Origin of the sequence: Kribbella sp. NPDC059898 (assembly GCF_042730855.1) — a bacterium.
Lineage (GTDB): Bacteria > Actinomycetota > Actinomycetes > Propionibacteriales > Kribbellaceae > Kribbella.
In genome coordinates, this window is record NZ_JBHWKR010000015.1 from 55,041 (window position 1) to 68,463 (window position 13,423).

Below are 13,423 nucleotides of genomic sequence, written 5' to 3' on the forward strand. Positions count from 1 at the left end.
GATGCGGCTGCGGCATCTGATTGGGGGCCGCCTGGAGCGCGGCACGATGGCGCTGGAGATGGTGATCCTCGCGCCCGTGCTGCTGGCGCTGTTCATGTTCCTGCTTGCCTGCGGGCGGTACTTCCAGACCTCCTCGCTGCTGGAGAGCGCGGCCCGCGACGGTGCCCGCGGCGCCAGCCAGTCGCGGTCGGTGCAGGAGGCGCAGAGCCGCGTCGACGAGGCGGTCAGTACGACGATGGGCCAGGCGGTGAAGTCCTGCAAGGAGACCGCGAGCGGCTCGATCACGACCGGGTTCGTTGCCGGGTCGCCGTTGTCGGTCGAGGTCACGTGCACGATCAACTACCGCGACCTGGGCCTGCTCGGGCTCGGCGGCGACACCAAGATCACCAAGCGCTTCACCTCGTCGCTCGACCCGTACCGGGGGGTGCGCGGTGCCGGCTCCTGACCAGCTCCGGTCGCGGCTCGTCGAGTTCCTCCGGATCGACGCCCCGCGGCCGCACCGGCGGTTCGCCCGCGGCGCGCTCAGCCCCGCGGTGGCGATCCTCGCGGTGATGATCTTCACGCTGGCCGGCCTGGTGATCGACGGCGGCCGGCAGCTCGGCGCCCGGTCCCGCGCGGTCGGCTACGCGCAGGAGGCCGCCCGGGTCGGTGCTGCCGCGATCCAGCTGAACGTGTCCGAGGCGAAGATCGACACCGCCAAGGCGGCCACCGCGATCGCCGGCTTCTGCGGCCAGGTGCAGAACAACGACCCGACCGTCACGTCGTGCGGTCCGACCACGCTGACCGAGAAAGAGGTCGACATCCAGGTCGACATCCAGAACAAGACCACCTTCCTCGGGCTGATCGGCAAACAGTCCCTGAAAGCGGTCGGCTCCGGCCAGGCGCACGCCGAGCAGGGGGTGGACAAGGCCGACGACAGCCCGACGATCCCGCCGATCGTGGTGCACTCGACCCCGGACGACCCGGGCAGCATCCCGATCACCAGCGCGGTCCCGCCGACCATCGACCTGCCGTGCCCGACCTGGACCGTCGGCTCGCCGACACCGGTCTGGACCCTGACACCGTTCCCGTTCCCGGCCACCTGCAAGCCGAACGTGACTCCCACGCCCACGCCGGATCCGTCCGGCACGCCGAGCACGACGCCGACCACCCCGCCCAAGTCCGTGCCTACCGGCCACCCCAAGCCCTCTAAGACGCCTCGGCGCTAGACAACGGAGGATCGTTCTTCGTGCGTACGTTTGCCATCCCGGCCGCGGTGCTCTGCGGCGTCCTGCTGCTGAGTGCCTGCGGCAAGGACTCGAACGACGGCGGCCTCCCGGTTCCGGGCGGCGGCTCCGGTACGACGACCTCGAGTACGCCGGCCACGCAGCCGACGGAGCCCCGCAGTACCGCGACCGCACCCGCGACCACCGCGCAGCCGACCGCGCCGGCCGCCAAGCAGGTCGTCGTACAGGCCGGGAACTTCGGGTCGAATCCCGCCGTCCAAGGCCTCGTGACCAGTTATCCGCTGTACTTCAAGGCGCTCGTCGACCGCGACGACACGATCCTGAAGCAGCGGTTCCCGTCGTTCTTCTACGCCGACGTGGCGCAGGGCATCGTGGACGCCAAGCGCAACGGCTGGGTGATGAAGCCGCCGGGCGGCGTGGTCGTGGTCGGTGCGCGCAGTACGCCGCAGGGCACCGTGGCGGTGCAGACCTGCCGCTCGCAGAGCACGCAGTACTGGGACCCGAAGGCGCGGAACTGGACCGTCGTGGCACCGCACGGGTCGCCCGAGGTGATCGAGATGGTGAAGACCGGGATGGGCTGGCTGCCGTACCGGCTGGTCACGAGCAAAGGCGTGAACTGTGCGGGCGTGCATTACCCGGTCTAGACCGGAACGCCGAAATTCAGGTTGCGAAGAGGTGACGGGGCACTGGGCAACGGGCATGATGCCCCTGGTCGAAGATAATCTGCCGGAAGACGAGTCTGGGGAGTGAGGATGCACAACCGGGTAGGCCGCGCGCTGCTCGCCTTGAGCGCCGTTCTCGCACTACTGGTGGCAGTCCCCGCCACCACGGCCACTGCCGAGACGATCGTCACCGGCAACTCGGTCTGCAGCATGTACATGAACTCGGTCGGCTTCGGCTCGTACTGCAGCTCCGGCAAGGCCTATGTCGGCGACGGTACGCCGCCGCCGACCTGGAAGGAGCGGCTGAACGGCCAGCCCTTCGTGCCCTGCCGGAACTTCCCGATCCCGGACGGGATCCGGTTGCCGAAGGCACCGGAGGGCAAGAAGTGGGTGCTCCGGGTCACGATCACCGACTACGACCTGAACTCGTACAACGGCGGCAAGAACGCGCACCTGGAGCGCGCGTACATGCCCGTCGACGCGGCCGAGGAAGCACAGTGCCCGTTCCCGGACTACATGCGGCAGTTCTGGTACGAGTTCCAGACGAACTACCCGGATCCGGCGCTGCAGATCATGCCGACGTACACGCCACGGGTGAACATCCCGGCGTACTTCACGCTGACGCCGACGAGCTCGGAGATCTACAAGATCGACGGGACGACCAGCAGCTACTTCAGCCCGGGGCGGAACCTGACCATGCGCGGGATGGTCACGCAGATGACGATCGATCCGGGCGACGGCACCGGCGAGTTCACCTGCATGGCCGGGACAACGCCGCTGGACAACCCGACCGGGTACGACGAGACGAAAGACCCGTTCCACCAGATCAACCCGTGCTTCCACAAGTACGCGAAGTCCAGCGCGAGTCAGCCGGACGGGATGTACACGGTGAAGCTGACGATCACCTGGGACGTGTCGTACTGGATCGGCAAGGACCACGGCGGCTGGCAGTCGATCGGGCAGGCGGACGTTCACGCGGTGCAGCGGTTGCCGGTCCAGGAAGTCGAGGCCATCGGTGGCTGACAGGGTGCCTGATGGCGGGGGTATGGAGGAGCGATGGTAAGGGCGAATGATCCGGTGCGCGCGGCGCGGCTGCCGCAGCGGCGGTCGACGAGTCCAGGTGCGGACCGGCTGAAAGGCTTCCTCGCGCTGCTCGCGATCCTCGCGATCGTCGGCGGCGTGCCGTACCTGCTGCTGCGGTTCTTCGGTACGCCGTGGCCGGACAGCATGCCCACCAAGAGCATGCTGTTCAGCGAGCTGAGCATCCGGACCGTGCTGGGCATCATCGCGTTCTTCATCTGGATCGCCTGGCTGCACTTCGTGGTCTGCCTGATCGCCGAGGCGGTCGCGGAGGTCCGCGGCCACGGCCTGTCGCCACGGGTCCCGCTCGGTGGTGGCTCGCAGGCGCTGGCCCGGCGGCTGATCGGCACCGTCGTACTGATCGCGGCCGGAGCGGGCGTCAGCCTGCCGGTGGCGAGCGCGGCGACGATGAGCGGCCCGGTCGCCCCGACCGCGGTCACCGCGCGGCACAGCGCGCAGGAGTCCGCGTCGTCGCAGTTCCGCCAGACCGAGGCGTCCAGCACGATCCTCAACGGCAGCAACCAGCAGGCGACGAAGACCACCACCGGTGTGCGGACGAACCACGACCACAAGGGTCAGGTCATCAAGTACACCGAGGTGCGCCCGCCGCACGGCCGCAACTACGACTGCCTCTGGGACATCGCGGAGCGGCACCTCGGCGACGGCCGCCGGTACAAGGAGATCTACGACCTCAACAAGAACAAGCTGCAGCCGGACGGCCGCCGGCTGACCAACCCGGACCTGATCATGCCCGGCTGGCAGGTGCGGCTGCCGGCCGACGCCAAGGGACCGGGCGTGCACACCGTGCGGGTCAGCATCGGCGACCACACGACCACGAACGAGACCAAGACCCACACCACCGAGACCCGGACGAAGACCACCGAGACCAAGACGACGGCGAAGCCGAAGGTCGCGGTCGACCACCGGACCGAGGCCGGCACGAACGGTCCGGGACGCTTCTCGGAGCAGGGCTCCGAGAAGGGGTCCTCGCTGGGGATCGTCAGCTCGACGACCGACCCGGGCGCGAAGAACGTCAAGCCGGGCGGCCCGAACGTGACGGCCGAGCCGCACATCCCAGGCACGGGGACGAACGCCCAGGGCGAGCCGGCCGGTGGCGGGACCCAGGTGCCGGCGGCGACGCCGGTCGCGGCGCACAGCGGCGGCATCAGCCTGCAGGAGGCGGGGATCTTCGGCTTCGGCGCGACGCTGCTCGCGGCCGGCCTGGCGGTGGCGCTGAAGCGCCGCCGCGGCTGGGCACAGGGCCCGGGTCCGAAGGCCGCGGGTCAGCGGCAGACCGAGATCGACCTGCGGCTGGCGGCCGACGTACCGACCGCGCAGTTCGTGGACAACTCGCTGCGCAAGCTCGGCGCTGACATGACCCAGCTCGGGCGTCCGATGCCGAACGTGGTCGCCGCGCTGGTCACGGACCGGGCACTGACCCTGGTCCTGGACCCGTACGAGTCGCAGCCCGCCCCTCCCGGTCCGTGGCAGGCGATCGCCGAGGGCACCCGCTGGACGCTGCGCCGCGGCTACGGCCCGGCCGGCGAGGTGAACGCGCCGGCGCCGTACCCGACGCTGGTCACGGTCGGCCAGAACGCCGACGGTGCGACGGTGCTGATCGACCTCGACACCGCGAACGGGATCGTCGCGTTCGGCGGCGTCACCAACGCGTCCCGCGACGTGGTCGGTTCGCTGGCCGTCGAGCTGGCCACGAACCTGTGGTCGGAGGGCGCGCACATCAGCATGGTCGGGTTCGGCGACGACCTGTCGTCGCTGTCGCCGAGCCGGCTGAGCTACTGGATCCGGCTGGACGACGCGATGGGCGAGGTGGTCCGCCGGACCGAGGCGCAGGTGCAGGCCTGCCAGCGGCGGAACGCCGGCTCGGTCGCCGAGGCCCGGATGACGCACCCGGACGCGGCGCTGTGGGGCGCGGAGATCATCTTCGTGTCCGCGCCGCCGTCGCCGGAGGAGCAGGAGCAGCTGAACCGGCTGGCCGCCGACACCAAGCGGAGCATCTCGGTGGTCGTGGTCGGCGACGTACTGAACGCGCCGTGGCGGTTCGTCGTGGACGAGAAGAACCAGGCGGTCTGCCGGCTGCTCGGTCTCGAGGTCGAGGCGCACAGCATCAACCCCGAGCAGTTCGCGGACCTGGTGCAGCTGTTCGACGCGGCCGAGGTGGACGCCCGCGACAAGCGCCGTGCGGAGCAGGACATGCCGGCGTACGAGTACTCGGCGATGGACCTGAGCCAGCCGGCCCCGGTCGAGGTCGACCTGCTCGGCCCGGTCGAGGTCGACGCCCGCGGCACGATCGACGAGGGGCGGATCGCGCTCGCGACCGAGATCGTCGCGTTCCTGGCCAGCCAGGACTACGGCGTACACCCGAACGTGCTGGCCGGTGCGATCTGGCCGCGCGGCATCAGCCAGGAGCTGCGCGACTCGGCGCTCGACCACACCCGCCGCTGGGTCGGGGTGGACGCGATGTACGCCGACGAGTCCGGCCGCTGGATGCTGAATCGCAGCGTGGTCCGGGTCGACTGGGACGTGTTCCGCACGCTCGCCAAGCAGGCGTCGATGGTGGACGACCCGCGCGGCCCGCTGTCGACGGCGCTCAGCCTGGTGCACGGCCCCGCCTGGTCGAACCTGCCCGGCGGCCGCTACTCGTGGCTCGCCTCGTCCGGTATCGAGCGCCGGATGGTCGAGTCCGTCGTGGACGCCGCGCTGCGGCTCGCCGAGGCGTCCCTCGGCCACAACGACGGCAACCTGGCCCGCACCGCCCTGCAGACCGGCCTGAGCTTCTCACCGGCCTCCGAGGAACTGTGGCGAGCCACCCTCCGGCTGGCCGCCCACTTCGGCACCACCGCCGACGTCACCAACGTCGCCGGCCAGATGTACGCCGCCCTCACCAAGCACGGCGCCCCCCGCGGCCCCGAAGCGGAAACCGACGCCCTCGTCGACGAACTCCTCCCCGGCTATCACCGCCCCGCCCAGGTCGCCTGACCCCCCTTCCGCACAACCCTCCAGCTCAGGGGACATCCCCTGAGCTGGAGGGTTGCCTACTGAAAATCTGCGGGGGCAACCCTCCAGTTGAGTGGGCAACCCCCTCAGAGAGAGCTGGCGGACCAGGTGTCGCAGGCGTTCAGGTCGCCGGAGTCCATGCCGGCCTTGAACCACTTCATCCGCTGGGCGGCGGTGCCGTGGCTGAAGGACTCGGGGGTGACCTGGCCCTGGGTCTTCTGCTGGATGCGGTCGTCGCCGACGGACGCGGCGGCGTCGAGGCCGCGGGCGATGTCGTCCTGGGTGAGGTCGGTGATCAGCGGCTTGCCGTTCTTGCCGGGGACGGTGGTGGCGTGGTTGGTCCAGACGCCGGCCAGGCAGTCGGCCTGGAGCTCGGAGCGGACCGAGTCGGACGCCGGGCCGCTCCGGGTCTTGATCCGGTCGAGGATGCCGTACAGGTTCTGGATGTGGTGCCCGTATTCGTGCGCCACGACGTACGCCTCGGCGAACTCGCCGCCGCGGGCGCCCAGGTCGGTCTGCAGGGTCTGGAAGAAGCCGATGTCGAGGTACACCCGCTTGTCCGGCGGGCAGTAGAACGGGCCGACCGCGCTGGTCGCCGGGCCGCAGCCGGTGTTCACCGAGCCGTCGAAGACCCGCATCGCGGCCGGCGTGTACTTCTTGCCGCGCCGGGGGAGCTCGCTCGCCCAGAAGCTCTGGATCGAGTTCTGGTAGAAGACGAACCTGCAGTTCGAGTTCGACTGCAGGTCGGTGCCCTTCTTGCACGAGCTGAGATTGCCCGCCGCCGTGTTCTGCGTGACCGGCTGGTCGCTGCCACCTCCGCCTGGCAGGCCGCCGTTCAGGAGCAGGATCACGACGAGCAGGATGATGCCGCCGATGCCGCCGCCGACCGGGATCACCCCGCCGGGCAGCCCACCGCGGCCCCCGCCACCGCTACCGCCGCCACTCCCGCGGGTGTCCTCGACACCGCTGGTGTCGAGATCCGCGTCCGGATTGAATTTCACGCCACATACACTAGAGCAGCTCACCCCTGCCGGACCCCAGCGTAAGGACCTCTGCGTACCCCGATGATCACTGTTTCCAATCTCGAGGTCCGTGTCGGTGCCCGCCAGCTGCTGGCGCCCGCGTCGTTCCGGGTCGGCCCGGGCGACAAGGTCGGGCTGGTCGGCCGCAACGGGGCCGGCAAGACCACACTGACCAAGATCCTCGCCGGCGAAGGGCTGCCGGCCGCCGGGTCGGTGACGTCGTCGGGGGAGATCGGCTACCTGCCGCAGGACCCGCGCACCGGCGACCTCGACGTACTCGCCCGGGACCGGATCCTGTCCGCCCGCGGGCTGGACGACGTGGTCCGGCGGCTGCGCGGCGCCGAGAAGCAGATGGCGAGCACGGACGAGAAGACCCGCGCCAAGGGCATGCGGCGGTACGAGCGCGCCGAGGCCGACCTGCACGCGGCCGGCGGGTACGCCGCCGAGTCCGAGGCGGCCCGGATCGCCGCGAACCTCGGCCTCCCGGACCGCGTCCTCGGCCAGCCACTGTCCACTCTGTCCGGCGGTCAGCGGCGCCGCGTCGAGCTGGCCCGGATCCTGTTCGCGCAGGCCGAGGCGCTGCTGCTCGACGAGCCGACCAACCACCTGGACGCGGACTCGATCATCTGGCTGCGGGACTTCCTGAAGTCGTACGCCGGCGGCGTGATCATGATCAGCCACGACGTGAACCTGCTCCAGGACACCGTCACCCGGGTCTTCCACCTGGACGCGAACCGGGCCGAGATCGACGTCTACAACGTCGGCTGGAAGGCGTACCTGAACCAGCGCGAGACCGACGAACGACGCCGCAAGCGCGAGCGGGCGAACGCCGAGAAGAAGGCCACCCAGCTGGTCGACCAGGCGAACAAGATGCGCGCCAAGGCCACCAAGGCGGCGGCCGCTCAGCAGATGCTCCGCCGCGCCGAGCGGTTGATGTCCTCGCTCGAGGACGAGCGCCAGGCCGACCGGGTCGCGAAGATCGCGTTCCCGACGCCGGCGCCGTGCGGCAAGACGCCGTTGATGGCGCGCGAGCTGTCGAAGTCGTACGGCTCGCTGGAGATCTTCACCGACGTCGACCTGGCGATCGACAAGGGCTCCCGGGTCGTCGTACTCGGGCTGAACGGTGCCGGCAAGACCACCCTGCTGCGGATCCTCGGCGGGATCGAGAAGGCCGACACCGGCGAGATCATCGACGGCCACGGCCTCAAGCTCGGGTACTACGCCCAGGAGCACGAGACGCTCGACGTGAACCGGACCGTACTGGAGAACATGAAGTCCGCCGCCCCGGACCTGAACGAGACCCAGGCGCGCAGCGTGCTCGGCTCGTTCCTGTTCACCGGCGACGACTCCGACAAGCCTGCTCGCGTGCTGTCCGGCGGTGAGAAGACCCGGCTGGCGCTGGCGACTCTGGTGGTGTCCGCGGCGAACGTGCTGCTGCTCGACGAGCCCACCAACAACCTCGACCCCGCGTCCCGCGCCGAGGTGCTGAACGCGATCCGCTCGTACACCGGCGCGATCGTGCTCGTCACCCACGACGAGGGCGCCGTCGAGGCCCTCGAACCCGAACGTGTCGTCCTGCTCCCCGACGGCGTCGAGGACCTCTGGACCAACGAGTACGCCGACCTGGTCTCGCTTGCTTGATTACTTCTGAGTAATATCCGGGAGTATGACTGGTCTGAGGCTGAGTGTGGACGGGCCCGTGGCCCGGGTGGTGCTGGATCGGCCCGAGGTGCGGAACGCCCAGACGCCCCGGATGTGGAGCGAGCTGGCGGAGTTCGGTACGTCGCTGCCGGACGACGTCCGCGTGGTGATCGTGTCGGGGGAGGGCCCGTCGTTCTCGGCCGGGCTCGACCGGCGGCTGATCATGGGCGAGAACGACCTCGGCGAGGAGCCGCTACTCAACCTGGGCGCCAGGCCGACCGCCGAGGTGCTGGAGCTGATCGCGCACTTCCAGTCCGGGTTCTCCTGGCTGCGCCGGCCGGAGATCGTCAGCATCGCGGCCGTCCAGGGGCACGCGGTCGGCGCCGGCTTCCAGCTCGCGCTGGCCTGCGACCTGCGGGTGGTGACCCCGGACGCCCGGTTCAGCATGCGCGAGCCGTCGCTCGGCCTGGTCCCGGACCTCGGCGGCACCAAGCCGCTGGTCGAGCTGGTCGGGTACTCCCGGGCGCTCGAGATCTGCGCCACCACCCGCTGGGTCGAGGCGGCCGAGGCGAAGGAGCTCGGCCTCGCGAACATCGTCGTACCGGCGGACGAGCTGGAGGCGACGGTCAAGGACTTGTCCGACGCGCTGCTCGGCCCGCTGCCGGGCGCGATCCGCGAGACCAAGGCGCTGCTCCTCGGTGCCGCGGACCGCGCGTACGACGACCAGCTCCGGGCCGAGCGTGAGGCCCAGGAGCGCCGGCTGAAGGAGCTCCTGGCCGCTTTCGGCTAGTGCCAGTTGCTCACGAGTACGTCGTTCGGGGCCGGCTCGCCCTTGCCGGTCTCGACGTACTGCTTGAGGCTCATCAGGAACGTCGCCCACTTGGTGCTGCAGTGGTACATGAACTCGACCGGCTCGCGCCAGCCCTCCTGCTTGAACAGGACGATCGTGTAGTCGTCGGCCTGTGAGAGCTGGAAGCTCACGTGGGTGCCGATCCACTCGTCGGGCCCGGCAACGACCTCCCACCGGATCAGCTCCGGCGTCTTCTCCAGGACCTTCATGTCGAACCCGTCGCCGCCCGCGCTGGCGAAGCGGAACGCGATCACGCCGTCGACGTCGCCGGTGGTGTCCTCGGTCCACCACCCGGCCAGCCCGTCGATCGTGGTGAGTGCGTCGTACACGGCCTTCGGGTCCGCGATCACGCCAACCCGGTGCAAAATGTCGCTCATCGTTCTTGCCTCTCTGTTTTCTCGATCGCCTCGGCGATCGTCTTGATGCGCTGCAGCCGCCGGTCCCAGGCGTGGGTCACGTCGGACAGCTGGTTGATGGCGTGGGCGAGGCGGTCCTCGTCCACGGTGTAGCGGCGTTCCCGGCCGTACGGCGCGGAGTGCACCAGGCCGGCCCGGTCCAGGACGCCGAGGTGTTTCGCCACCGCCTGCCGGGTGACGGGCAGGCGCTCGCTGAGCCCGGTCGCCGTACCGCCGCCGTCCGCGAGCAGCAGGTCGAGCATCCGGCGCCGGGTCGGGTCGCCGATCGCGGACCAGAGCTCGTCGTCGATCATGACCTGGCGACCAGCCGATCGACGTACGGCGCGATCCGGGGAAGGAAGTAGTTCCAGCCGCTGGTGTGGTCGTTGAACAGGTCGTCGGACTTGCCGGCCTCGTCGAACCCGGTCTCGGCGAACCGGAGCAGCGTGCCCCCGTCGACCGGGGTCAGGTCGAAGGTGACCAGCACCGAGTTCTGCGGGGTCGCGGTCTCGCCGTCGTAGTCCCAGCGGAACGTGAACCGGTGCGGCGGCTCGGCCTCGAGCACGGTCAATCCGACGGTCATCGTGCCCGTGTCCTGCGTGAAGCCGATCGTCCCGCTGCCACCGGGGACGGGCTTGTAGTCGGCCTCGTCCGGCCACCACTCGCGCAGGTGCTCCGGCGAGCTGACCACCTCGTAGACGACCTCCGGTGCCGCCTCGACCCGAATCTCCCGCTCGATGCTCCTGCTCATGACCCTCATCCTTTCGCAACCTTTGGTTGCTCATGACTGTAGACCGTCGATCTCGAATGTGCAACTAAAGGTTGCGGGAAGTGTGTTCTGTCCCCGGCTGTTGAGAAGATCAGTACAAAGAGAGGCGGCAGTATGTCGATGATGGGTGGGATGGCCGCGGCCGGCTGGCGGCGCCAGGACGCGTCGATCGTCGGGCGGAAGCTGGCCAAGGGCACGGTGCGGCGGATCCTGAGGTTCGCGCGGCCGTTCCGGTGGCAGATCACGGCGTTCCTGGTCCTGGTGATCCTGTCCGCGTTCCTGGTGATCGCGTCGCCGCTGCTGTTCAAGAAGATCGTCGACGACGGCATCACCAAGGGGAACGCCGGACTCGTCACGGCGCTCGCGCTGGTGGTCGCCGGGCTCGCGGTCGTCGAGGCGGTGCTCGGCCTGGTGCAGCGCTCGTTCTCGGCGCGGATCGGTGAGGGACTGATCTACAACCTGCGGACAAAGGTGTTCGCGCACGTCCAGCGGATGCCGGTTGCGTTCTTCACCCGGACGCAGACCGGTGCGCTGGTGTCGCGACTCAACAACGACGTGATCGGCGCGCAACAGGCCTTCACCAGCACCCTGTCCGGCGTGGTCTCGAACATCATCAGCCTGATCCTCGTGGTCGGGGCGATGCTCGCGCTCAGTTGGCAGCTGACCGTGGTGGCGATCCTGCTGCTGCCGATCTTCCTGATCCCGGCCCGCGTCCTCGGCCGCCGGCTGGCCGCGATGACCCGCGAGCAGATGAACCTGAACGCCGAGATGTCGTCCGCGATGACCGAGCGGTTCAGCGTCGGCGGCGCGCTGCTGGTCACGCTGTTCGGCCACCCGGCGCTGGAGGAGCGCGACTTCGGCGAACGCGCCGGGCGGGTCCGCGACCTGGGCATCCGGATCGCGATGCTCGGCCGGGTGTTCTTCACCGCGCTGACCCTGGTCGCGGCGCTCGCGACAGCCCTCGTGTACGGCGTGGGCGGCAACCTGGCGGTCCGCCAGACGCTGACCGTCGGCACGCTGCTCGCCCTCGTCGCACTGCTCGGCCGGCTGTACGGCCCGCTGACCGCGTTGTCGAATGTCCGCGTCGACGTGATGACGGCGCTCGTGTCGTTCGAGCGCGTCTTCGAGGTGCTCGACCTGGAGCCGATGATCAAGAACGCCCCTGACGCGCAGCCGCTGCCCGAGGACGCCGCGAGCGTCGAGTTCGACCACGTCGCCTTCGCCTACCCGACCGCCGAGCAGGTCTCGCTGGCCAGCCTGGAGTCCGTCGCGGTCCTCGACAAGCGCGCCTCCGCCCAGGTCCTCGAAGACGTGAACTTCGTCGTGCAACCGGGCCAGATGGTGGCGCTGGTCGGCCCGTCGGGCGCCGGTAAGACCACCATCACCAACCTGGTCGCCCGCCTCTACGACGTGACCGGGGGAGCGGTGCGGATCGGCGGGTCCGACGTTCGCGATGTCACCCTGCAGTCCCTGCACGACACGATCGGGTACGTGACGCAGGACCCGCACATGTTCCACGACACGATCCGCGCGAACCTGCTGTACGCGAAGCCGGACGCCACCGAGGACGAGATGACGGCGGCGTTGCGGGCGGCGCAGATCTGGGAGCTGGTGTCAGAGCTTCCGGACGGGCTGGACACGGTGGTCGGCGACCGCGGGCACCGGCTGTCCGGCGGCGAGCGGCAACGGCTCGCGATCGCCCGGTTGTTGCTCAAGGCGCCGAAGATCGTCGTTCTCGACGAAGCGACCGCGCACCTGGACTCCGAGTCCGAGGTCGCCGTCCAGCGGGCCTTGGACACCGCTCTCGAAGGCCGTACGTCGCTCGTCATCGCGCACCGGCTGTCCACCGTCCGGAACGCCGACCAGATCCTGGTCGTTGACCACGGCAACGTCATCGAGCGCGGCACGCACGAGCAGCTGCTCGCGGCCGGCGGCGAGTACGCTGATCTGTATCACACGCAGTTCAAGGAGTCCGGCACAGCGGCAGGTGTCTGATGGTCAAACTGGGGCTGGTCCTGGCAGCCGGGTACGCCGGCTACAAGGTCGCGTACCACTCCGAGGACGGCCGGCACTACGGCCGCACCGGTGAGCGCACGATCAGGACGACGTTGTCGCTCCTGATCGCGAGCCTGGCCGGCGGCCTCACTTACGCGGTTCTGCTTCAGCACTAGACCGGGACTCGTGCTCCAGCAGGTGCAGCACGGGGACGCCGAGATGCCGGCGGGCCGAGTTGGTCCAGTCCAGGTGGAAGAACTCGGCGACGATGTGCGGCCGGGTCAGGATGATGACCTCCTGGCCCTGGCTCTGCTGGACGGTCGCGACCAGTGCGTCGATCGGCCGGTCGTGCGAGATCCCGCCCTCGGCGCGCTGCCCGAGGTCGCGGAGCCGTTGCACGCTGCGGCCGCTGCAGCCCTTGGCCTCGGAGTCGATCGCCCGTTGCGCCTCCTGCAGGTCCTCGCGCTGACCGGCGAGGCCCGGTCCGTAGAGGTCCGCCGTACCGAGCGCGCTGATCGACGCCTCGACGCCTGCCTCCGCGTTGTGGCAGGGCACCAGCACGTGGTACGTGACCGGCTCGGGCATGTCCTGATGGAGTTCGACGACGCGTTTCGCGTCCGGCACGGACAGTTCCTGCTCGACAAGCAGTACGACGTCGTACATCGTGCCACCTCCGCTGACCAGTCGGTATACCCCCATAGTGCCCCTTCAGGGGCCGCTCAGTCATGGGGCCTCCCGGTCCGGACTGAGGAGCGGCGGGAGCGAAGC

The 13,423-nt window shown here is 69.6% G+C and carries 14 protein-coding genes; 9 read left to right on the forward strand and 5 right to left on the reverse strand.

Annotation, left to right across the window (positions count from 1 at the left end; genetic code table 11):
- The first annotated feature begins 1 nt into the window (after position 1).
- The 5 genes from ACFV9C_RS35405 to ACFV9C_RS35425 all read left to right on the forward strand — a co-directional run bounded on the left by ACFV9C_RS35405 (position 2) and on the right by ACFV9C_RS35425 (position 5,965).
- Positions 2 to 445 (forward strand): TadE/TadG family type IV pilus assembly protein, encoded by a 444-nt coding sequence (locus ACFV9C_RS35405; protein ID WP_380200587.1) that lies wholly within the window; start codon positions 2 to 4, stop codon positions 443 to 445.
- Positions 432 to 1,208, forward strand: coding sequence for a TadE/TadG family type IV pilus assembly protein (locus ACFV9C_RS35410; RefSeq protein ID WP_380200589.1), 777 nt, complete (start codon positions 432 to 434; stop codon positions 1,206 to 1,208). The genes ACFV9C_RS35405 and ACFV9C_RS35410 overlap by 14 nt, the downstream gene beginning before the upstream one ends.
- Before the next feature lie 20 nt (positions 1,209 to 1,228).
- Entirely contained in the window at positions 1,229 to 1,870 is a 642-nt protein-coding gene (locus ACFV9C_RS35415) for a hypothetical protein (protein ID WP_380200591.1), read from the forward strand.
- 108 nt (positions 1,871 to 1,978) lie between these two features.
- Complete coding sequence (locus tag ACFV9C_RS35420) at positions 1,979 to 2,911, forward strand: hypothetical protein (protein WP_380200593.1); 933 nt, start codon at positions 1,979 to 1,981, stop codon at positions 2,909 to 2,911.
- 33 nt (positions 2,912 to 2,944) lie between these two features.
- Entirely contained in the window at positions 2,945 to 5,965 is a 3,021-nt protein-coding gene (locus ACFV9C_RS35425; protein WP_380200595.1) for a hypothetical protein, read from the forward strand.
- A gap of 104 nt (positions 5,966 to 6,069) precedes the next feature.
- Here the strand turns inward: ACFV9C_RS35425 and ACFV9C_RS35430 are convergent, their stop codons facing one another.
- The gene (locus ACFV9C_RS35430) at positions 6,070 to 6,984 is read right to left on the reverse strand and encodes a neutral zinc metallopeptidase (RefSeq protein WP_380200597.1); all 915 of its coding nucleotides are present in this window, start codon (positions 6,982 to 6,984) and stop codon (positions 6,070 to 6,072) included.
- Between the two features lie 63 nt (positions 6,985 to 7,047).
- Between ACFV9C_RS35430 and ACFV9C_RS35435 the strand changes: the two genes are divergently transcribed.
- Both ACFV9C_RS35435 and ACFV9C_RS35440 read left to right on the forward strand, forming a co-directional pair.
- A complete protein-coding gene (locus ACFV9C_RS35435) occupies positions 7,048 to 8,646 on the forward strand; it encodes an ABC-F family ATP-binding cassette domain-containing protein (protein WP_380200598.1) in 1,599 nt (532 codons plus the stop codon).
- Positions 8,647 to 8,671: 25 nt separating this feature from the next.
- Complete coding sequence (locus ACFV9C_RS35440) at positions 8,672 to 9,436, forward strand: enoyl-CoA hydratase/isomerase family protein (RefSeq protein WP_380200600.1); 765 nt, start codon at positions 8,672 to 8,674, stop codon at positions 9,434 to 9,436.
- On the opposite strand, the gene ACFV9C_RS35445 is transcribed toward ACFV9C_RS35440, so the two are convergent.
- The 3 genes from ACFV9C_RS35445 to ACFV9C_RS35455 are packed head-to-tail and all read right to left on the reverse strand — an operon-like array spanning position 9,433 to position 10,642.
- A complete protein-coding gene (locus ACFV9C_RS35445; RefSeq protein WP_380200602.1) occupies positions 9,433 to 9,873 on the reverse strand; it encodes an SRPBCC domain-containing protein in 441 nt (146 codons plus the stop codon). The two genes, ACFV9C_RS35440 and ACFV9C_RS35445, sit on opposite strands and share 4 nt — an antisense overlap.
- Positions 9,870 to 10,205 (reverse strand): ArsR/SmtB family transcription factor, encoded by a 336-nt coding sequence (locus tag ACFV9C_RS35450; RefSeq protein WP_380200604.1) that lies wholly within the window; start codon positions 10,203 to 10,205, stop codon positions 9,870 to 9,872. Before ACFV9C_RS35450 ends, ACFV9C_RS35445 begins: the two co-directional genes overlap by 4 nt.
- Complete coding sequence (locus ACFV9C_RS35455) at positions 10,202 to 10,642, reverse strand: SRPBCC domain-containing protein (protein WP_380200606.1); 441 nt, start codon at positions 10,640 to 10,642, stop codon at positions 10,202 to 10,204. The genes ACFV9C_RS35450 and ACFV9C_RS35455 overlap by 4 nt, the downstream gene beginning before the upstream one ends.
- A gap of 138 nt (positions 10,643 to 10,780) precedes the next feature.
- Here ACFV9C_RS35455 and ACFV9C_RS35460 point away from each other — a divergent pair, with 138 nt between their 5' ends.
- Entirely contained in the window at positions 10,781 to 12,655 is a 1,875-nt protein-coding gene (locus ACFV9C_RS35460) for an ABC transporter ATP-binding protein (RefSeq protein ID WP_380200872.1), read from the forward strand.
- Positions 12,655 to 12,831 (forward strand): hypothetical protein, encoded by a 177-nt coding sequence (locus tag ACFV9C_RS35465; RefSeq protein ID WP_380200608.1) that lies wholly within the window; start codon positions 12,655 to 12,657, stop codon positions 12,829 to 12,831. Before ACFV9C_RS35460 ends, ACFV9C_RS35465 begins: the two co-directional genes overlap by 1 nt.
- On the opposite strand, the gene ACFV9C_RS35470 is transcribed toward ACFV9C_RS35465, so the two are convergent.
- Positions 12,803 to 13,318, reverse strand: coding sequence for a hypothetical protein (locus ACFV9C_RS35470; RefSeq protein ID WP_380200610.1), 516 nt, complete (start codon positions 13,316 to 13,318; stop codon positions 12,803 to 12,805). The genes ACFV9C_RS35465 and ACFV9C_RS35470 overlap by 29 nt on opposite strands.
- Positions 13,319 to 13,423: the final 105 nt, after the last annotated feature.